We start from the raw sequence: 20,325 nt of genomic DNA on the forward strand, positions 1-20,325 counted from the left end.
GCATTGTCCCGCCAGGGGTTCCACCCCTGGCTACTCTCTCCCACCCCCTCCGGGGCGAAATCAACACACCACATCGCCTCTTGCTCTCGCCCCACGTCCGAGCGAGAATCAGTTCCGCTGGTGCCCTCCCCCGCTCTCCCCGCCGCACCACATCGGAGACTCACATGCTGAACGTCTTCGGCTCACCACGCGGTCGCTTCTCGCGCCGCGACGCGCTTCACATCGGCGCACTCGGGTTCGGCGGCCTCTCGCTCGCGGACGTCTTCAAATTGCGTGCGCACGCGGCTCCCGCCACCGAACGCAAGACGCGCGGCAAGGCGGTCATCATGGTCTGGCTGCGCGGCGGGGCATCGCACATCGACAGTTACGACATGAAGCCCGATGCGCCCGCGGAGGTTCGCGGCGAGTTCCGCCCGATCAACACGAACGTCACCGGCATTCAGGTGTGCGAGCACCTGCCACTGCACGCGAAAATGATGGACAAGCTCGCGGTGATCCGCGGCATCAAGTCCGTCGATATCGGCGACCACACGCCGCACTACATTCTCACCGGGTTCCCGGACCGCGGGAAGCGGCCCGTTATCGGCTCGGTCGTGAGTTACCTGAAGCCCCGAACGGACGGCCTACCGCCCTACGTGAGCCTCATGTACAAACCGCCCGGGCTGTACGACAACGAAGGCTCGACGTATTGCGGCCCCGCGCACCGCCCGTTCGTGCCGAAGAAAGAGGGCTTGGCGAACCTGAGCCTCGAAAAGAGCGTTTCTCAAGAGCGGCTCGGCACGCGCAAGGAACTGCTCCGCACGTTCGACACGCTCAACCGCGATCTCGATTCGTCCGGCGGCATGAGGAGCATGGACACGTACACGCAGCGCGCGCTGGAAATGATCGCGTCGCCGAAAGTGCGGCAGGCGTTTGATGTGTCGAAGGAATCGCCCGAAACGCACGCGCGCTACGGCAAATACTGCGAAACGTTCCTGATGGCGCGGCGGCTGGTCGAAGCCGGCGTATCGGTCGTGACCACGAAGGTCGGCGACTGGGACACGCACGAGAAGAACTTCATCGACCACAAGGACCAGCTCCCGCAGCTCGATAAGGGGCTTTACGCGCTCGTGACCGATCTCCACGAGCGCGGGCTGGACAAGGACGTTGCGGTGGTGGCGTGGGGCGAGTTCGGCCGCGCCCCGAAGATCTCGCGCGGCGACGGGCGCGACCACTGGCCGGACGCGGGCGCGGCCGTGATCGCGGGCGGCGGGTTCAAAGTGGGACAGGTGATCGGCGCGACCGATGCCCACGGGGGCCGCTCAAAGGGCACGCCGTACACGCCGAGTAACGTCCTGGCGACGCTCTACCAGCACCTCGGGATCGACCCCGAAACGACCATCCCGGACCACACGAAGCGCCCCATGTACGTGCTCGACGACCGCGCCACCGTGCGCGAACTCGACGCGAGCTGATAGCAAGCGCGTGTGCGAACAAACTGCAGCTCGACATACTGCATATATGGTCTTTAGTTTCGTGGCACAGGCCTCCGGCCTGTGTGGGCGCCTCCACAGGCCGGAGGCCTGTGCCACGAACGATTGAGCGGGAGCCGTAGTGTGGTCCGCTCGCTCCGCGAGCGGGCTTCGGCTTCCTCGTGCTTAAGGCAGCACCACCACCCTTGAAGCCAACCGCTCGCGGAGCGAGCGGACTACACTCCCGAGCGTTCCCACCAACGAAGAACGGCGGGCGCCTGGTACCCGCCGCAGCCGCAGTGTAGTCCGCTCGCTCCGCGAGCGGTACTTCGGCGTCCTCGCGCTTAAGGCGGCCCCCCCCTGAAGCCAACCGCTCGCGGAGCGAGCGGACTACACTCACAAACGAAAAACGGCGGGCGCTGGAACTACTTGGCTGCCGGTTTCGCCGGCGGACCGGTGGGGCCGGCCGGCTTGGGCGGTGGGTTGTTCGGATCGGCCGGCTTGGTCAACGGCTCCCGCTCGCACCCGGCCAGAGCGACAACGACGGCTACCAGGCACGCCAACCGAGTGATGACTTTACGTGTCACGTGATGCTCCTCATTTTGAGTGGTGTGAGTCACTGGCCGCCCATCGCGTCGAAGTTGACCGGAACCCCGTCCGACGTGCCGCCCGCGTACACCGCGTTCTTCCAGGCGTCCGTGTACCAGCCCGCGTACCAGTCCTTGCCCATCTTGCGGATCGAGCGCACCGACCCGTCGCCGTAGGCGAACTGCGCGACACCGGTGTGCCGGCTGCCGAACGACGACCAGCCCGACGGACCGGGCTCAGTGATGCCGTACAGGAACGTGAACGTGCCCGCCCCCATCCACGAGAGTCGCTCGTTACCGGCGGTCCCGACCGTTTCACCAAACAGAATGGTCTGGGACGTGCCGTCCGGGAAGGTGGCCAGTTTTTGCTTCGTGTTCAGCCCGAACGGTCCGAACAGCGACCGCCACGAGACGGCCGTCGACCCGTAGCCGGGTCCGTTCCCGTCGGACATACCGTTCCCGCCGGCCGAGGCGACGTAGTTGGTCACGCCCGGATTACCGCCGGCCGCGGTGAACGTCGGCAGACCGGTCCAGTTGTAGTTAATGAAGTACCCCGGACCCGGAACGCAGATCGCGGTGGTCGCCGCGATCCAGTACGGCATGTTGGCAGACGGGTTGTCCGACGGGCACTCGAACATGCTCACCCGGTTGATCGACACCTTCAGAGTGGTGACGTCATTGGTCCACAGGTTGGTGATCGCCGGCGCACCGCCCCCGGCATCCGCCGGGGGCGCGGTGGGTACAATCAGCAGCGCGGGGGTGATCTGCCGGTAGATGTTGTCCTGCTCGATGAACGGCAGAAGATAGGCCAGCGTCCCGATCCCGCTCGCCGTGTTCGTTCCGGGCGGCAAGTTGTTGTAGGCGCTCTCGTAGTTGTGAGCGGCCAACCCCATTTGCTTGAGGTTGTTCTGGCACTTCATGCGGGCCGCGGCCTCGCGCACCTTCTGGACCGCCGGCAGCAAGAGCCCGATGAGAATGGCGATGATGGCGATCACCACCAACAGTTCGATGAGCGTGAACCCCCGGCCCTTTCGGGTTACCAAGTTCATGGGAAATTACCCCGACACGAGAATGAATGAAATGAACGCGATCGACACCGGAGAGATTTGATGGCGGAGAGGCGGGACGAATTCGTTGCGTGCCCGGTCGCGGATTCTAACCGCGACGCGGGAGGGAGGCGGTAATCGAAGGTACCACGGCGGGAGCGTTACTTCGAGAGGGCCGGGCGGGATTTCAGGCCGTGCCGGATGATGCCGAGTACGCGCTCGCGCTCGGCCCCGGTCAGGGGTTGCCGGGGCGCCCGGACCCATTCGGCCCCCAGGCCCGCTTCCTGCACCATGAGCTTGATAAACTGGACGAACTTCGGGTGCGTGTCGAGCTTCATCAGCGGGGCGGACCAACGGTAGAGGCGCCGGGCTTCGTCCCACTTGCCCGCACGGGTCAGCTCCCAGAGGCGCTGGTTCTCGGCGGGGAACGCGATCCCCGACCCGGCGACCCACCCGTCGATTCCCAGGATCGAGGACTCGAGGATCAGGTCGTCCACGCCCGCGAAGATGGCCAGGCGGTCGCCGAGCGCGAGCCGGATCTCGGTCACGCGGCGCGGGTCACCGGAACTCTCTTTGATCGCGCCCAGGTTGGGGATGTCGGCAAATTCGACGAGGCGCTCGGGGGTAACATCGACCGTGTAGCCGATGGGGTTGTTATAAAGCATCCACGACAGGTCCGTCGCCGCGGCCACCGCCCGGAAGTACCCGGCCGCCTCGCCCGGGTCGGCCTTGTACACCATTGGGGGCATGACCATGAGCCCGGACGCCCCGATCCGCGCACAATCCCGCGCGTACCGGACGGCGGCCGCGGTCGACGACTCGGCCACCCCCGCGACGACCGGCACGCGCCCCTGCGCCACCCGCACGGCGGTCTCCACCACCTGGCGCTTCTCGTCCGGGTCGAGGGTCTGGTTCTCCCCGAGCGACCCGCACACCACCAGCCCGCTCACCCCGGACGCAACGATGGTTTCCAAGTGGCGCCCCGTGGCCCCGAGGTCGAGGGTCTGATCGGACCGGAACTGCGTTGTCACGGCCGGGAACACACCGGCCCAGCGAACGCTCATGAGGATTTCCGTGGACGGAGGCGCGGGAACGATTTATAGGAAATGAGTATAATTTGTGAACGCACGCGGGTCTTGACCGGGCGCCGACTCATAACTCCATTCCGCGCACAAACTGCGGGGGATCCCGTGACCAACTCCAGTCTCGTCGCCGGGCTGTTCGCGCGGCTGGCGGAGCCGTTCACTGCCGAAGACGTGTTCGACCGTTTAACCGATGTCGTGTACTTCATCAAAAACGAGCGGGCCGAGTACGTCGTTGTCAACCGCACACTGGCCGAACGCTGCGGGACGCGGGACAAGCGGACGCTACTGGGCAAGACGGCCGCTCAGACGTTTCCGCCCCCGTTCGGTCGGTCGTTCTGGGAACAGGACACGCACCTGCTCGCGACCGGGCAAACGGTCCTCAACCAGCTCGAACTGCACCTCTACCCCACGGGCGTGACCGGGTGGTGCCTGACCGACAAGTTCCCCCTCCGGGGGCCGGGCGACGCCGTGGTGGGGCTCGTCGGCGTGTCCCACGACCTGCACCCGCCGGACGAGAGCGCAGAAGAGTACAGCAGCGTGGCCGCGGCCGTTCGGCACGCCCGCGCGCACCTCGATCGACGGTTGATTACCGAGGATCTGGCCGCGATCGCCGGGCTATCGGCGTACCAGCTCGACCAGCGCGTGCGACGCTTGTTCCGGTTATCGACGGGTCAACTGCTCCTCAAACTCCGTATGGACACAGCCGCGGAGCAACTGCGCGACACCGACCGCCCGGTAGTGGAAGTCGGGCTGGAGTGCGGGTACGCGGACCAGAGCGCGTTCACGCGGCAATTCCGCCGAACGACCGGCCTGACGCCGGGCGAGTACCGCAGAACCTTCCGTCCACTCGCTGACGAGTGAACCGACCTGCGCGGCGCTCGTTCAACAGCCCCGGCCATTTCGTCGGCAATCAACGGCTCAGAAACTCGCGGTCGTAATATTTGGCCAAAATTCCTTGTAACAATATGTCCACTAGTATACAATTTCGGATATTGCACCTATCTGCTCGGCTGTCCATCACCGAGAAATTGAGTGACATGCGTGAGAAATGTGAGTCAGGAATAGCGAAATTGTTAGCCGTTGTTAGCGGCCAAAGCGGTGTGTCGCGATCAAGGAAAACGGAGATAAAGCGTTAAAGCAACAGAGGTTACCGTATCTCTTAGCTGGCGTTCCACCAGTGCGGCATCCCGCACCCCCAAAAGGTTAGCTTTTGTTAGTCGGGCTTCGGATCACGAGTGTGTTGCGGGCAAACGAGCCGCGACCGCAAGGGAGCGGGGAGCGGCTCCCCGAGTTACCTTGAGATCACCTGGATGCGGGCAGCGCCTCCCGCTCCCTTGCGGTCGCGGCTCGTTACAAGGCGCGACCGCAAGGGTTCTCTTGAGGTCGGCGCCTCTGAAACCGAACTCGTCTGGCCGCGGTCCACCAACGTTGACCGAGATGAGCACGCGGGGTAGCGTTACCCGAACGGCGGGTAAGCAGATACAAGTTCGCCCAAACACGACATCGGCGCGGCCACGGCCGCGATTCAAGGACGCAGCGATGACCGACCCTCAGCCCACCGGCGACTGGTCGGCGCCCACCAGAGCGGAACCGGAGCGCCCCGTCGTTCCCGGCTACGAGATCACCGGCGAACTCGGGCGCGGCGGAATGGGAGTCGTTTACAAGGCTAGGCACGAAAAACACGACCGATTCGTTGCGCTCAAACTCCTGCGCGACGGCGCGCTCGCAGGGTCGAAGGACCGCGCCCGCTTCCGGACCGAAGCCGAGGCCGCAGCGCGCCTCCGACACCCGAACGTCGTCGCGGTCCACGAGGTCGGCACGTACAGCGGGCTGCCGTACTTCGCGATGGAACTCGTCGATGGGGGCAACCTCGACCAGTACCTGCGCGGGCAACCGCAAGCCGCGCCCCAAGCCGCCGAGTTGATCCACACGCTCGCGGCGGCCATCCAGCACGCACACGATTTCCAGGTCGTCCACCGTGATCTGAAGCCCGGTAACATTCTGCTGAGTGTCGAACGACCCGCGGTTGAGGAGCCCGGTTCCGGGATTCGCGACATCTCGACATTTCGGCTCAGCGACTTGCAGCCGAAAGTGTCCGACTTCGGCCTCGCGAAGCGGCTCGATAGCGACAGCACTGTGCTGACGCAGGACGGGGCCGTCCTGGGCACCGCGAGCTACATGGCGCCCGAACAGGCGGCCGGGCGCGTGCGCGAAATCGGCCCCGCGGTCGATATTTATGCCCTCGGTGCGGTGCTCTATGAACTACTCACGGGCCAACCGCCGTTCCGCGGTCTGACGTGGAACGAAACGGTCGATCAGGTGCTCCACGACGAACCGGTCGCGCCCTCGCGCCTGCGCGCGGACGTGCCGCGCGAACTGGAAACGATCTGCCTCAAGTGCCTCGAAAAAGACCCGGCCCGGCGCTACGCCACCGCGGAAGCCCTGGCCGACGACCTGGGCCGGTTCCTTCAGGGGGCACCGGTGGTCGCGGTTCCCGTGAACGAAGGGGAGCGACTCGCGCGCTTCGCCGCCCGGGACGGGTTCCAGATCGTCGGCGAGATCGGCCGCGGACCGCGGAGCGTCGTTTACCGCGCGCTGTTCGGCCCCAACAAGCAACCCGTCGCACTGAAGGTCTTCGCGCCCGGCGTGTGCTCGCGCGAGGAATGGGACGCGCGCACCGCACGCGGGGGGCAACAAGCCGCGGCCCTGTCGCACCCGCAGGTCGTACTCGTTCACCGCACCGGGTGGTGGGACGGTGCCCCGTTCGCGGTGATGGACCACGTCCCGCACGGGAACCTGGGCACGGTGCGCGGCGAAAAGCGGTACCCGCTGCGCGACGCCCTGCACCTCGTCGCACAGCTAACGGAAATCATCTGTTACCTGCACCGCCAGGGCGTGGTTCACGGGAACCTGAAGCCCACGAACGTGCTGCTCGCGGCCGACGGCATCCCCCGCGTCGCGGACTTCCAACCGACGTCCGGTCTCAACTCCGCGCTCTCGTTCGTGGACGACCAGGACGGTCCCGGCGTCGCCTATCTCGCGCCGGAATTGCTCGAACCGAACGCCGAAGCGCGTCTCCACACCGACGTTTACGGCCTGGGCGCCATCTTGTACGAACTGCTGACGAACCGCCCCGTGGCGAGCGGTTCCACGGCCATCGAAACGCGCGACACGATTCGCGCGCAGGAACCCGCACCCCCATCGAACTTCAACCCCGAAGTGACGCCGGGCGTTGAACAGGTCTGCATGCGGTGCTTGCGGAAAGACCCGTGGCGCCGGTACCCGCGGGCTTACGATTTGCTCCTGCGACTGCGTCAGTTGCACGACGATCCAAACACCCCGATCGAGTCGTTGGCGATACGCCGTAGACAAGGGCGAAACGATAGTTAACAATCGGTCCGTCGAGAGCCGTCCTCGTCTCCGCGAGTGACCAGAATCAACCCAACCTCGGAGGCCCATTTGCGCCACAACTTCGAGCCGTTCGTGTTGTGTATGGTGTTCCCGCTGTTAACCGGGTGCGGGTGCAACGCCGAGCACGCGCCCGCCGCGAGCCTCACCGAGCTCCCAAGCGCCCCCTCGGTCTCATCGGTCAGCGTGCCACCCAACCCCGGCCGGGTGCGATCGGCGGATTACAGCATCCTGTTCGTCGGCAACAGTCACACGTCCAGCCACGACTTACCGAACCTCGTCTGTGAGATGATTCAGTTTCGACAGCCCGGGAAAACGACTTACGCGCACACCCTCGGTGTCGGGTTCCTCGAAGACGTCGAGCGGAACCCGAGCTACCGCGTAGAAATCGAGTCACACCCGTGGAAGTTCGTCGTGCTGCAAGCGCAGAAGATCAGCACGGGCGGCAAGCACGAGTATTCGCGCACGGAGGGCACCGGCTTTGCGAAACTGGCGAAGTCGCGCGGCGCGAAGGTCTTCTTCTTTTCCGAGTGGGGACTGAAGGACAAACCCGGCGACGGTTCGCGCCAGGAGAAGGTCTATTCGGAGATGGCACGCGACGCGGGCGTAAATCTCGCCGGCGTCGGGCGCGCGTGGGACATCGCGCTCTCCGAGCGCCCGTCGCTCCCACTGCACGATTGGGACGGCAATCACCAGTCCGCGCTGGGCGCGTTTCTGACGGCGGCGTTCCTGTGCGGCAAACTCACCGGGGAGTGTCCCGAGCCACTCGGCACGTTCCCCGCCCCTACTCTCAACGAGGCCGACCGAAAATTCCTCGCGCGGTGCGCGGCAAAAGCGGTTAAAATGCCATAGTTAGGGACGGGGCACGTCCGCGTGGCGTCCGCGTGGCGGTGGTCGCAACCACCAAGAAATCGAAACACCGGCCCAACTCGCCGGGACCCTTAACTCCCAACGTTTCCGGTCCCTAACTCCAATGGTTTGAAGTTATTAACGAGTTTCGAGGGAGAGCGTCGGACTTCGCGAGCGCGTATCGGAAGTTCCGAATTCTGGGAGCAAAACAAAATTCGGCGCAAACGCGGTTAAATGCGGTCACGCGGCTAGCGAAGAATCTGGTATGAACGGCAGGTGCCCGGTGTTCGGGACGGCCGGCTGGCACTTCCAACGTGAGGGTCTGCGATGCTCAAAAAGATGGTGATCCTGGCGGTAGTCGGCTTCGTTGCCGTCGTCGCACTCAAGGGGACAAAAGCCGTATCATTCCTCAAATCGGAATGGCAGTCGGCCACGAAACAAGCCGAAGACAGCATCCCGCCGGAGAAGGAAATCGGTCGCCTCAAGAACGAGGTCGGGTTGCTCGACAAGGACGTCAAGACGCTGGTCAACCACCTCGCCAAAGAGCGAGTGGAAGTGAACGATCTCAAGGAAAAAGTTGACGCGATGGCCGCGAAGCAGAGCAAGGACAAGGAACTGCTCAGCGCTCGCGCCGCGACGATCACGAAGGCCGAGAAAGACCCGACCTACGCGATCTCGTTCGGCAACCGCCCGCTCAGCGTCTCGGCGGCTAAGGCCGAACTGGAAGAGGGTGTGAAGCGGTTCAGCACCAACCAGAAGTCGCTGGACGCCCACGAGTCGCTGCTCACCAACCGCATCAAGGTGCGCGACACGCTGGAAAAGCAGCTCGAGACGATGAAGAACCAGAAGTCCGAGTTGGCCAATCAGGTCGACGCGATGGAAGCCGAACTCGCGGTCCTGAAGCTCCAGCAGATGGAAAGCAAGTACCAGACCGACGACACCCGGCTGGCCAAGATCAAGGAAGACATGCAGAAGCTGAAGACTCGCGTCGCGGTGGAGCGCGAGAAGCTGAAGCTGCTGCCGTCCGCCCTGGATGACGCCCCGGCCTCGACCAGCAACGGTGGCGGCAAGAGCGTGGACGACATCATGGCCCCGCTGAACGCCCCGGCCAAGAAGCCGGAAACCTCCAAAACCGACACCGACAGCAAGCTGCCGCTGGTCGACTGATCCGCGGTCCGTGCAACAACCCCGAACGCCCCGGTCCCCGTGACCGGGGCGTTTTTCGTTGCCGAAGCTCGTGTTTTCGTTCCGCGTGCCGAATTCCGTGCCCCAACTTCGAGGGTATGGTAAACTGACACCTCGCCCCAGACACCCTCAGCGCCCCGTTCGCTTATGCCCGCGTCCCCGTGGTTGGTGCTGCGTCAGGCTCAGGAAGCGGTTGCCGCCGGGCGCCCGGACGAGGCGCACCGGTTCCTCGAACCGCTCATGGCCGAAGGGCACCGGAAGGCTCACAAACTGGCCCGCGAGGTCGTGCGGGCCTACGCCACCCGCGCGCACAAAGCCCTCGACCAACACAACCCCGAGACCGCGTGGCGCGACCTGCTCGCGGCCGAATCGCTCAACACCGGTGAGAAGGCCGTCACGGACCTGCGGTACGCGCTCGCGCGCCTGTCGGTTGTGCAGGCGAAGGCGATGCTCGAAGCCGGGCGCCCCATCGACACCATCGATCAAATCGCCAAGATCCGCGACCGCGGCGTGCGTCACCCGGACCTCGAGCGCCTCGAAACGGCCGCGCAGGACTGGGTACAGGCCGCCGAACTCGCCGACCGCGGGGAGTTCCTGCGGGCCGTCGCCGAACTCGACCGCATCGGCCCCAAGCTCCCCTGCCCCGCGACCGGTTTGGACCGGTTCCGCGGCGAAGTGGAGAACCGGCACGCCCGGTTCCGCGAAGCGGTCGCGCGCCTGCTGGACGCGGCCGAAGCGAAGCGCTGGCGCGAGGCGGTCGCGGTGGCAGCAGAGGTGCTCGCGGTCGCGCCGGACCACCGCGAAGCGAAGGCCGTTCGCGGAAAAGCGTGGGTGGTCGCGACGCCGGAGACGGCCGATTTCGTCGTCTCCCTCCCGCCCCCACCCGCGGCGAACGGCACACTGGCGGCTCAAGCGCGAAGCACGTCGGCCGTGGGAGGCGCGCGCGAAACGCGGTGGGACTCCGTCCGCCCACCAGCGCCCCCCGAGCACCCCCTCGTCCGTTCGTCGAGCGCAGCGTCGCTCTCGTCCACCGGTGGGGCCGCGCTCCCGAAGCGCTTCCTGTTGTGGGTCGATGGTGTGGGCGGGTACTTGGTGTGCCTGTCGAGCCGCGTCACGTTCGGGCAGGCGACCGCCGACGGCCCGGTGGACGTGCCGCTGTTCGCGGACGTGTCGCGCACGCACGCGGAGATGACGCGCGACCCGGAAGGGTACGTCATCGAGTCCGGGCGCGGCATCCGCGTGAACGGGACCGAGACGAAGCGCGCGGTGCTGTCCACGAACGACCGCGTCACGCTCGGCGCGAGCTGCCAGTTCCTGTTCCACCGGCCCGTCGCGGTCAGTTCGTCAGTACGCCTGGAGTTGACGAGTGGTCACCGCTTGCCGGTCGCGGTGGACGGCGTGCTTTTGATGGGCAATGAACTGATTCTGGGGCCGGAACCGGACGCGCACGTCCCACTCAAAGTGCCCGCCCCGGTGCTGATCTACCGCTCGCGCGACGGGCTGAGCGTGCGCGTTCCCGATTGCCGCTTCACCATTGACGACCGCCCACACACCGACCGCGCGGTCCTGCCGCTCCCCTGCGTCGTGTCGTGCGACGCCTTCACGTTCGCGGTCGAACCCGTCAGCGGGCGGTTGTAGGAGACACGCCCGCGGGTTGCTGAATCGATGATCTCGGGCACAGCAACCGCAGCTATCAGCAAATCATTAGCTCAATAAATTCTACATCCGTCCATCTCAAACTGCCGGCCGACTAACAATTGTTAACATTCTTGGCCCTTGGGCGGCCCGCCCGAGTGTTACGCCGAGTGGCAATGCGCCAACTGCTGATAGTTCCGGTCTTTTTGCATTGTGACCCTCCCAACAACCCCACTTCGGCGACGGACCGAGGCTAACATTTGCTCACATCGCCATGATTTCCGGCCCGATCGCACCCAACTTTGGAATAAAAATTCGGACCGGATGCTCTACAGCATCAATTATAAACCAGTGAACAAGAGATCACAATCGATTTGCCCCACCACCAAGATGGTTGTCGCAGGAATGCCGTCACTGCATCCAAAAACGGCCTGACAATCGCCAGTGCGAATCGAGCACACCCCACGTGCCGACGCCCTAATCGCTACAGAAAACCTAAAGACGATTGTTTGCATGATTCGTGCGCATCCGAATGAAAAATTTCGCACCAATTACGATTGACCGGCCAGCGCGTACCGATTACTGTAGCGAAGGCTGAACGCGAATCACCTCTCCCGTGCCAGATCCATCACCTTAAAAAGCACGAGACTATGTCGCTCACCATCCGCAAGCTCGCAGCTCGGTTGTGCCAATCATTGGCTCGGAAGAGTGCGCTCCGGCGGCCCGCGCCCCAACCGAGGGCGCGCCTCGGGCTGGAGCAATTCGAGGCGAGAGAGGTACCGGCCCTATTCGTCGTCAACAGCGTTGGCGACCTCGGGGACTCGAATCGCGGCAACGGAGTCGCTTCGACCGGAAACATGGTTCTCGTCAACAATCAATTGGTACCGGAGGTAACGCTCCGCTCGGCAATTGAGGAAGCGAACTCGACTTTCAGCACGTCACTCAATCCGACCATCATTTCCTTCCTGGTCACCGCGACCGCGACCGTGGAAGAGGGCGAAGGCGCCCCTCCACCTCTACCCCCACCAGCGCCAAAAACAATCGTTCTGACCGCCCCCATCGAAGACATCCATTGTTTCGTTCAAATTAATGGCCCCGGCCGCGATCTGCTCACCATTACGCGCAATACGGCCACAGCGGGGTTTCGCTTTTTCAGCATCGCCGACACGCCGAACGTAGCCGCTTGTGCCGTAACATTCAAGGACATGACAATCCGCGACAGCGGGTATTCGCCGATCAATTTCGCACGCGGCGGGGCGTTTTCTGTTGCAAATTCTGGTCAAAATGCAGCCAATCTCACACTCGAAAACGTAAATCTATTCGAGAACCAAGCAAACCAGGGCGGAGCTGTTTATGTGGGTGCCAGCTCGGGCCTGGTCCTCAAGAATTGCGTGGTGGATCAGAACGAAGTCATCGGCGCCGGTCTCGAAGGGGGCGCGATTCGGGTTACCGGGAACGGGCAACTCAAGATTTACTCGAGCACATTAAGTAACAACAAAGCCATAGGAGCCAAGGGCGGCGCAATCTCAATTAATTTTCAATCGCTAGCGGAGCTATACGACTCACATCTACTTGCCAACCAAGCAGACATAGGCGGAGCCGCGTACATATCAGGTGGCAATGCAAACGTAATAACTTTCAAGATGATCGGTGGCTCGGCGGTTTGCAACTCCGCGACTAGTAAAGGCGGGGCGCTGTTCTTATCCACGGCCAATGCCATTATCGACGGGGTTGAATTCTCGGGCAATTCAGCAGGCAAAGGAGGAGCCTTATATATCAAATATCAAAAAGTAGAAATATATAATTCAACATTCGATCAAAACAGCGCATCAATTCTTGGCCCGATCATCGCGTACCACGGCGAAATCCTTGTAAATCCTGACACGTGGATCTACCTCACTGGCAGCACCGGTGTAACCAACGCGGATCGAATTTACGATCCGCTGCCGTAATTCGATCCAACGCCCAACTGTCACGACCTTATTCCTTCGGCAGTTAACGCACTCGGAGGGGACATATGTGTATCAGGCGAGGCTTTCAGTCCGTTTTCGTCATCTGCGCGAGTGCGCTCGTGGCGGTTCCCGCACCGCTGCCGGGCGTACCGCAAGATAGTAAAGCGCCGCGGACCGCCGTGACCCTCGAGGCCCCGCCCCGTGAACTCGCGGGCGCACTAGCCGAGCTCAAAGGGGCCGACGCGCAAAAGCGCCTGGAGGCGTCCCGGGCGCTCGCCCAGTTACCCGACGCGGAACCGTACATCCGCCACTACCGCACAACCGACGCCGGGAAGGACAACACGCGCGCGAGTGAATCCCTGGCCCTGATCGACGCCGAGCGCGCCAAGCGCAACATGAAGCGCGTGCCCCAGTGGGCCAAAGCCGGGCGCTACGACCTGCTCGTCGACACCGCCATCCACCTCCCCGAACCGGACGACGCCAACACGCTCGCCAAGCTGCTCATGGACTTCGCCGAAGCGATCCGCCCGGTCCCCCAGAAACTCGGCGGACCCGAAGCCAAACACTTTTTGGATCACATTGAGGTGGAGCGGTTGCGCCAGTTCCACGAGCCCCGGGGCAAGGTCACGACCGACCACATCGGCCACGCCTACGTTCGCGCGCAGTCCTGCGACGCCACGAACCAAACCCGGTTCTACTGGCTCACCCTGACGCGCGACGAACTCAAGGGCACGACCCGGAACAGTTTGTGGGAGAACTGCTACCTCTTCCACAACGGGGATCTCACCCTGGACAGTTGCACCTGGTCACTGGTCGTGTGCGACGGCAACATCGACTTCGTCAATGCCGTCGACGGGGGGTACTCGACGATTATTGCGCGAGAATCGATTCGGAGCCAGAAAGGGCTCGGGTGTACGAGTTCTACGTTCTACGCGCAGGGCGATATCGTGGCGAAAGGGACCAATTCCCACAATGGCCTACTGCTCGCGGGCGGGAAGGTTGATGTGCCAATTGCTAAGGTCAACGGTGGGAACAAACAAACTATTGAGAAAGGGGGCGTAAAGGAGAACCCGTTCGGGTTGCGGTTCTTCGAGACCGCGGACCTCGGTGCCGAGGCCGCCCTCAAGGGTCAGGCGCTGACGATCGCCAAACTCACGCCCGGGTCGCCGCTTACCAAGTACGACATCCGGGAGGGCGACGTGGTCACGCGGGTGAACGACAAGGTCATCAAGACCGCCAACGACTTCCGCCGCGAGCTCCGGTACTCGGTCGCGCTCGAAGCCGGCATTTTCCACATCACGCGCGGTAACGAGAAGATCAACCGCATCGTCTACTTCAAAAACGGACTGGAAAAATAGCCGCAGGCAGGACCGGTGCTCGCGGGTCGGTTGTCGCCCGACCCACTGTGTTTACGTCCGGCAGTTCCAAGTCGCGCGCTTCTCCGGCATCACTTGTAGCTCCGCTCGACGAGCTTGATGGCATCGAACACGAGCGGTTCCTCGTTGCGGATCGGGGTCTTGCCCTCGCCCGCGTACTCCCACGCGGCGACGTGGCAGAATTTGCTGTCGTCGCGCTGCGCCTCGCCGTCGGACGTCTGGTGCTCCACGCGGAAGTGCCCGCCGCAGCTCTCCTCGCGCACCAGCGCGTCGCGGGCCAGCAGTTCGCCGAACTCCATGAAGTCGGAGACGCGGTTCGCCCGCTCGAGCGCGGTGTTCAGGTCCGCGTCGCTGCCCGGCACGTTCACGTTCGCCCAGAACTCGGCCCGCAATTCCTGAATGCGCACGATCGCGGATTCCAGACTGTATCGAGTGCGGGCCATGCCGACCTTCTCCCACATCACGTTGCCGAGCTCGCGGTGCAGTTCGGTCGCGGTCTTCTTGCCCTTGATTGAGAGCAGCTTCTTGATGCGTTCCGTGGCCTCGGCCTCGGTCCGCTTGAACTCCGGGTGGTCGGTCGGCGTCACACCGGGCTTCTCGCCCGCCAGCCAGTGCGTGAGCGTGTACGGGAGCACGAAGTACCCATCGGCGAGCCCCTGCATGAGCGCGGACGCGCCGAGCCGGTTCGCCCCGTGGTCCGAGAAGTTCGCTTCGCCGACCACGAACAGCCCCGGTACGTTCGACATGAGTTCGTAGTTCACCCACGACCCGCCCATCGTGTAGTGGACGGCGGGGTAGATCCGCATCGGGCGCTCGTACCCGCTCTCGGCGGTGATGCGCTCGTACATCTCGAACAGGTTGCTGTACTTCTCCTCGATCTTCGCGCGCCCCTGCTTCGCGATCGCGGTCGCGAAGTCGAGGTACACCCCCCGCGCGCCCGGCCCGACCCCGCGCCCGTCGTCGCACGCCTCCTTCGCGGCCCGGCTCGCGATGTCGCGCGGCGCGAGGTTGCCGTAGCTCGGGTACTTGCGCTCGAGGTAGTAGTCGCGCGCGGCCTCGGGGATCTCGCTCGGGTGCTTGCCGCAATCGGCCTTGTCCTTCGGCACCCACACGCGGCCGTCGTTCCGCAGCGATTCGCTCATGAGGGTGAGCTTCGACTGGTGGTCGCCGGTCACCGGGATACAGGTCGGGTGGATCTGCGTGTAGCACGGGTTCGCGAACGTCGCGCCGCGCTTGTACGCGCGGTACGTGGCCGTGACGTTGCACCCGATCGCGTTCGTCGAGAGGAAGAACACGTTGCCGTACCCGCCGGTCGCGAGCACCACCGCGTCGGCCGTGTGCGACTCGATTTTGCCCGTTTCGAGGTGCCGGGTGACGATCCCGCGCGCCTTACCGTCGACCACGACGAGGTCGAGCATCTCGCAGCGCGGGAACATCTTCACCGCGCCCAGCCCGATCTGCCGGCTGAGCGCCTGGTACGCGCCGAGCAGGAGTTGCTGACCCGTTTGCCCGCGGCAGTAGAACGTGCGCTGGAGCTGCGCGCCGCCGAAGCTGCGGGTATCGAGCAGCCCACCGTACTCGCGCGCGAACGGCACGCCCTGCGCGACGCACTGGTCGATGATGTTCACGCTCACTTCCGCGAGCCGGTGAACGTTCGCCTCGCGCGAGCGGAAGTCGCCGCCCTTCACGGTGTCGTAAAAGAGCCGGTGGACGCTGTCGCCATCGTTGCGGTAGTTCTTCGCGGCGTTGATGCCGCCCTGCGCCGCGATGCTGTGGGCGCGCCGGGGCGAGTCCTGGAAGCAGAAGCACGAGACCTTGTAGCCGAGTTCGGCGAGCGAGGCCGCGGCGCTCCCACCGGCCAGCCCGCTGCCGACCACGATGACGTGGTACTTCGACTTGTTGGCCGGGTTGATGAGCCGCTGGTCCTTTTTGAACCGCGACCACTTCTCGGCCGTCGGCCCGCCCGGAACGCGCGCGTCAAGTTGCATGGTTCACTCTCGGCGAAGAGAAGGGATGAAGAGATACAGGGGCGAGCGGGTGAAAGGAGCCCGGCAACCGGGCGGCGCGGCTCTCGGTGCGAGGCGATCGGTGAACGTCTTCGCCCGTTCACCCGCCCCCTCTTCACCCCGACTCTTCAAATCAAAGGGCCTTGCCGTACAGCAGGAGCGGCGGGGCGAGTCCGGCCCAAACACCGATCACGATCCCGAGGTTACCCACCAAAATCGTGGCCGCGATCGCGACACCCAGCAGCCGAATCAGCGGGGCGAACCGGTTGTTCTTCAGCCCGAGCGTTTGGAACGCGCTCTGGACGCCGTGCAGCAGGTGAACGAACAACACGACCTGTGCCACGATGTACAGAACGGCCAACCACGGCGTCGTGAACCCGGCCACGACCATGTTGTACACGTCGTGCCGCCCGTCTTTGTCCTTCAGTTCCAGGTAATTCACGACCTTCCCCGGCTCCACTTCCACCGATTGGAGGCCCAACAGTGTGAAGTGCGCGAGGTGGAACAGGACGAACAGCCCGACCACGGCCCCGCTCCAGATCATCGTGCGACTGGAAACCGTCGCTTGGACGCTGCCCGGGTACGCGTACCCGATCGGGCGCGCGGCGCGCGACCGCAGCTTCAAGCGGATCGCGAGTGCGAGGTGCAACAGGAAGATCGCGAGCAGCCCGGCGCGTGCGATCCAGAGGAGGGCGCCCAGGCTGTGCGTGAGGAAGTGGGCGTAGCTGTTGATCGCGTCCGGCCCCTGGAACACTTTCAGGTTGCCGATCATGTGGAAGACGCTGAACCCGGCCAGCCCCAAGCCGGTAAGCGCAACAGTGACCTTCGCACCGACGCTGGAGTCGAAGAACGCCCGCAAGAACGGGGCTGCTTGGCGGTCGGACTTGAGGGCCGGTGGCCCCTTCGGGTGGCGGACGGTAGTGGATGACATCGGCACCTGCGTCTCGCGTGTTCGGGGACGGCTACACCTATTCTAGCGCTGCTCAACGAACCGGCGATGCGATTTGCTGCGAGCTCCCGCGCACCGCGGTTCCGGGCGCGGCGCCGGGACACGAACCGAAACTCCGCGCGGAGCGCAACTTGTGACATCGCGCAGCAATGTCACCGCACGCCGATCTTCAGCAACACCTTGCCGCCTTTGCCGGGCGTAGCGGCGTGCTCGACCGCCTTGCGCACGTCTTCGAGCGGGTAGGTGGCTGCGAACTGCGTTTGTAATACGCCCTCGTTCATCAGTTCGCGCATCCGGCGGAACAGCTTCAGCATCGTGAGGATGCGCTGTTTCTTGGCCCACGCGCCGAGCCAAAAGCCCTCCACACTGAGATCGTTCCCGATGAAGTAGCGCGGGTGAACCGAAATGGGCTCGTCCGAGAGCGAGCCGAACAACAGGCACCGCCCGCCGTGGGCCAGCGACGCGATCACCTGTGAGCCCGTCTCGCCGCCCACAGGATCGATCGCGTACCGCACGCCGTCGGGAACGAGTTTCCGCACCTGTTCCGGGATCGGGCCGTCCGATTCGACGATGACGTGATCCGCGCCGAGCTTCTTCAGTTCCTCGACCTGCTCGCGCCGGCGCACCACGTTGATCGTGCGAAACACGAACTTGTGCCCGAGCCGGATCACCATCTTCCCGAGTTCCCCGCCGGCCGCACTCTGGAGCACCCACGCGCCGCGCGTGACCTTCAGCACGTCCTGCGTCATGGCCAGCGCGGTCGCCGGGTTCACGAAGAACGATGCGGCCTGCTCGTCGCTCATCGCGTCCGGGACCGGGATCACCTGGCGCGCGGACGTGACGGTGTACTCGGCCCAGTTGCCGACGCGGTCGTTAATCACCGCGACGCGCTTGCCCTTGCGCAACCACCCCAGCACCCCGCCGCCGGTCGCCTCCACCACGCCCACGCCCTCGAACCCGGGCGTCGCGGGGAACTGCGGTTTGAGACCGTACTTCCCCCCAATGTACATGAGATCGGACGGGTTCACGGGGCTGGCGAGCATGCGCACCAGGACCTCGCCGCGCCGGGGTTGCGGGGCCGGAACGTCGTCTTCGAGGCGCAACACTTCGGCCGGCGGACCGACCCGATCGAACACGACACGTTTCACAGCGCTTCCTCAGCGGAACGGGGCTCGCGATGATACATTCAGTATCTATCCGCGCGCGGTTGTGAAGGCTCCGCGGGCGCGCCGGTCCGCGATCGCTCCCAACGAAGAAAGTGCGAATGTCCCTTTCCGACTTCCTCACGGCGTTCTGGCCAGATATCGCCGGCTGGCTGCTGCTGACCGAAGTGCTACTGACCGTCGGCACGCTGCTCGCGGTGATGCACATCAAGCGCGAACCGATGTCGGCGATCGCGTGGTCGCTCACGGTGCTGCTGGTGCCGTTCTTCGGCGCGTTCCTGTTTCTGGTCTTCGGCTACCAGACCGTCCACCGCCGGTTGCGCCGGCGCCGGGAGCGGAGCAAGGCGTACAAGGCGTTCACCGCGCGCACCGGCGGCCCGTCCGCGGGCGTTCGGCCCGAGTTGGAAGTGCTCGCCAAATTGGGGCACCACGGCGACGGCTTCCCGGTCACGGGGGGGAACGCCGTCGCCCTGTACCACGAGGGCAACGCCGCGTTCGAGGCCATGCTCCAAGCGATCGAATCGGCGCAACACCACGTTCACTCGCAGTTCTTCATTTGCCACTCGGACGATACCGGGAAGCGGTTCATTAACGCGCTGCGCGCGTGTGCCAAGCGGAAGGTGGAAGTGCGGTTCCTGGTGGACTGGGTGGGGTCATACGGGCTGTCGTCGCGCCTGTTGCGAGAACTCGAAGCGGACGGCGGGCGGGTCGCGTCGTTTTTGCCGCTCGTGAACCCGCTGCGGGTGAACTTGCGGAACCACCGCAAGATCCTGGTCGTGGACGGGCACACCGGGTTCGCCGGGGGGCTGAACATCGGCGACGAGTACCTCAGCAAGTGCCCGACGTTCGGTTACTGGCGCGACACGCACTTCCGCATCGCGGGGCCGGCTGTCGAGGGACTCCAGCACACGTTCCTCGACGACTGGCACTTCACCACCAACGAGGCCGTGAAGGGCGGCAGGTACTTCCCCGCGCCCGAAAAACGCGCGCCGGGAACGGTGCTCGCACAAGTGGTCGCGTCCGGGCCGGACGCGGAGTATAAGGCGATCCGCGAGACCTACGTCGCGGCCATTCTGCGGGCGCGCGAGCGGGTGTGGATCGCCAGCCCGTACTTCGTGCCCGATGCGGGGTTCCGCGACGCCCTCGTGATCGCAGCGCGGTCCGGGGTCGACGTGCGACTGCTGGGGTTGTGCCGCCCGGACAAATGGCTCCCGTTCCTGGCGGCCCGGTACTACTGGACGGACATGCTCGCGGCGGGGGTGAAAGTGTACCAGTACACGCGGGGCATGTTGCACAGCAAGTTGGTGCTGGTGGACGACGAATGGGCGTCCGTCGGCTCCGCGAACACGGACAACCGCAGCCTGTTTCTCAACTTCGAGTGCAACGTTCAGTTCTTCGACGCGGGCGTCGTGAAGGGATTGGAAGAGGCGTACTTGGCGGACCTGGAGTGGTCGGTGCGACTCGACCCGGACGTGTACGCGACCCGCCCGCTGGTGGGGCGCCTCGCCGAGAATGCGTGCCGGCTATTTAGCCCGGTGTTGTGACCCGAAGCCCAAAGCGCACAGGGCTCCCGCCCTGTGCTACGCCAGACGGCCCCTCCGGGGCGAAGACAAAACCCCTCTTCCGTCGGCGG

At 64.5% G+C, this 20,325-nt stretch carries 15 protein-coding genes; 9 read left to right on the plus strand and 6 right to left on the minus strand.

Features of this window, described 5'->3' with window-relative positions:
• Positions 1 to 164 precede the first annotated feature (164 nt).
• Positions 165 to 1,454: a DUF1501 domain-containing protein gene (locus tag J8F10_RS35310; protein ID WP_210662656.1), complete on the plus strand. Its 1,290-nt coding sequence runs from the start codon at positions 165 to 167 to the stop codon at positions 1,452 to 1,454.
• Between the two features lie 422 nt (positions 1,455 to 1,876).
• On the opposite strand, the gene J8F10_RS35315 is transcribed toward J8F10_RS35310, so the two are convergent.
• From J8F10_RS35315 to J8F10_RS35325, 3 genes are all read right to left on the minus strand, one after another.
• Positions 1,877 to 2,038: a hypothetical protein gene (locus tag J8F10_RS35315; protein ID WP_210662657.1), complete on the minus strand. Its 162-nt coding sequence runs from the start codon at positions 2,036 to 2,038 to the stop codon at positions 1,877 to 1,879.
• A 29-nt stretch (positions 2,039 to 2,067) separates the two neighbouring features.
• A complete protein-coding gene (locus J8F10_RS35320; RefSeq protein ID WP_210662659.1) occupies positions 2,068 to 3,087 on the minus strand; it encodes a DUF1559 domain-containing protein in 1,020 nt (339 codons plus the stop codon).
• Positions 3,088 to 3,245: 158 nt separating this feature from the next.
• A complete protein-coding gene (locus J8F10_RS35325; RefSeq protein WP_210662661.1) occupies positions 3,246 to 4,148 on the minus strand; it encodes a dihydrodipicolinate synthase family protein in 903 nt (300 codons plus the stop codon).
• Between the two features lie 126 nt (positions 4,149 to 4,274).
• Between J8F10_RS35325 and J8F10_RS35330 the strand changes: the two genes are divergently transcribed.
• The 7 genes from J8F10_RS35330 to J8F10_RS35360 all read left to right on the plus strand — a co-directional run bounded on the left by J8F10_RS35330 (position 4,275) and on the right by J8F10_RS35360 (position 14,556).
• Positions 4,275 to 5,030, plus strand: a complete 756-nt coding sequence (locus tag J8F10_RS35330; RefSeq protein WP_210662663.1) for a helix-turn-helix domain-containing protein — start codon at positions 4,275 to 4,277, stop codon at positions 5,028 to 5,030.
• A 678-nt stretch (positions 5,031 to 5,708) separates the two neighbouring features.
• Positions 5,709 to 7,559, plus strand: a complete 1,851-nt coding sequence (locus J8F10_RS35335) for a serine/threonine-protein kinase (RefSeq protein WP_210662665.1) — start codon at positions 5,709 to 5,711, stop codon at positions 7,557 to 7,559.
• Between the two features lie 69 nt (positions 7,560 to 7,628).
• Positions 7,629 to 8,429 carry a hypothetical protein gene (locus tag J8F10_RS35340; protein ID WP_210662668.1) on the plus strand — a complete coding sequence of 267 codons (801 nt, stop codon included), beginning with the start codon at positions 7,629 to 7,631 and terminating at the stop codon, positions 8,427 to 8,429.
• 324 nt (positions 8,430 to 8,753) lie between these two features.
• The gene (locus J8F10_RS35345; protein WP_210662670.1) at positions 8,754 to 9,593 is read left to right on the plus strand and encodes a hypothetical protein; all 840 of its coding nucleotides are present in this window, start codon (positions 8,754 to 8,756) and stop codon (positions 9,591 to 9,593) included.
• A gap of 165 nt (positions 9,594 to 9,758) precedes the next feature.
• Positions 9,759 to 11,249 carry an FHA domain-containing protein gene (locus J8F10_RS35350; RefSeq protein WP_210662671.1) on the plus strand — a complete coding sequence of 497 codons (1,491 nt, stop codon included), beginning with the start codon at positions 9,759 to 9,761 and terminating at the stop codon, positions 11,247 to 11,249.
• An 854-nt stretch (positions 11,250 to 12,103) separates the two neighbouring features.
• Complete coding sequence (locus tag J8F10_RS35355) at positions 12,104 to 13,198, plus strand: hypothetical protein (RefSeq protein WP_210662673.1); 1,095 nt, start codon at positions 12,104 to 12,106, stop codon at positions 13,196 to 13,198.
• 119 nt (positions 13,199 to 13,317) lie between these two features.
• Entirely contained in the window at positions 13,318 to 14,556 is a 1,239-nt protein-coding gene (locus J8F10_RS35360) for a PDZ domain-containing protein (RefSeq protein WP_210662675.1), read from the plus strand.
• An 89-nt stretch (positions 14,557 to 14,645) separates the two neighbouring features.
• On the opposite strand, the gene J8F10_RS35365 is transcribed toward J8F10_RS35360, so the two are convergent.
• From J8F10_RS35365 to J8F10_RS35375, 3 genes are all read right to left on the minus strand, one after another.
• Positions 14,646 to 16,562, minus strand: a complete 1,917-nt coding sequence (locus tag J8F10_RS35365) for a fumarate reductase/succinate dehydrogenase flavoprotein subunit (protein WP_210662677.1) — start codon at positions 16,560 to 16,562, stop codon at positions 14,646 to 14,648.
• 151 nt (positions 16,563 to 16,713) lie between these two features.
• Positions 16,714 to 17,511: a succinate dehydrogenase cytochrome b subunit gene (locus J8F10_RS35370; protein ID WP_210662679.1), complete on the minus strand. Its 798-nt coding sequence runs from the start codon at positions 17,509 to 17,511 to the stop codon at positions 16,714 to 16,716.
• 170 nt (positions 17,512 to 17,681) lie between these two features.
• Positions 17,682 to 18,677 (minus strand): zinc-dependent alcohol dehydrogenase family protein, encoded by a 996-nt coding sequence (locus J8F10_RS35375; RefSeq protein ID WP_210662681.1) that lies wholly within the window; start codon positions 18,675 to 18,677, stop codon positions 17,682 to 17,684.
• Positions 18,678 to 18,793: 116 nt separating this feature from the next.
• Here J8F10_RS35375 and cls point away from each other — a divergent pair, with 116 nt between their 5' ends.
• Positions 18,794 to 20,236, plus strand: a complete 1,443-nt coding sequence (gene cls, locus J8F10_RS35380) for a cardiolipin synthase (RefSeq protein WP_210662684.1) — start codon at positions 18,794 to 18,796, stop codon at positions 20,234 to 20,236.
• The last annotated feature ends 89 nt before the right edge of the window (positions 20,237 to 20,325 follow it).

Origin of the sequence: Gemmata palustris, assembly GCF_017939745.1 — a bacterium.
Classification (GTDB): domain Bacteria; phylum Planctomycetota; class Planctomycetia; order Gemmatales; family Gemmataceae; genus Gemmata; species Gemmata palustris.

Bases quoted from the DNA above. Each gene is read 5' to 3' on its own strand.
- J8F10_RS35365 (WP_210662677.1), bottom strand. From the start codon at position 16,562: ATGCAACTTGACGCGCGCGTTCCGGGCGGGCCGACGGCCGAGAAGTGG.
- J8F10_RS35370 (WP_210662679.1), bottom strand. From the start codon at position 17,511: ATGTCATCCACTACCGTCCGCCACCCGAAGGGGCCACCGGCCCTCAAG.
- J8F10_RS35325 (WP_210662661.1), bottom strand. From the start codon at position 4,148: ATGAGCGTTCGCTGGGCCGGTGTGTTCCCGGCCGTGACAACGCAGTTC.
- J8F10_RS35355 (WP_210662673.1), top strand. From the start codon at position 12,104: ATGGTTCTCGTCAACAATCAATTGGTACCGGAGGTAACGCTCCGCTCG.
- cls (WP_210662684.1), top strand. From the start codon at position 18,794: ATGTCCCTTTCCGACTTCCTCACGGCGTTCTGGCCAGATATCGCCGGC.
- J8F10_RS35350 (WP_210662671.1), top strand. From the start codon at position 9,759: ATGCCCGCGTCCCCGTGGTTGGTGCTGCGTCAGGCTCAGGAAGCGGTT.
- J8F10_RS35345 (WP_210662670.1), top strand. From the start codon at position 8,754: ATGCTCAAAAAGATGGTGATCCTGGCGGTAGTCGGCTTCGTTGCCGTC.
- J8F10_RS35335 (WP_210662665.1), top strand. From the start codon at position 5,709: ATGACCGACCCTCAGCCCACCGGCGACTGGTCGGCGCCCACCAGAGCG.
- J8F10_RS35310 (WP_210662656.1), top strand. From the start codon at position 165: ATGCTGAACGTCTTCGGCTCACCACGCGGTCGCTTCTCGCGCCGCGAC.
- J8F10_RS35320 (WP_210662659.1), bottom strand. From the start codon at position 3,087: ATGAACTTGGTAACCCGAAAGGGCCGGGGGTTCACGCTCATCGAACTG.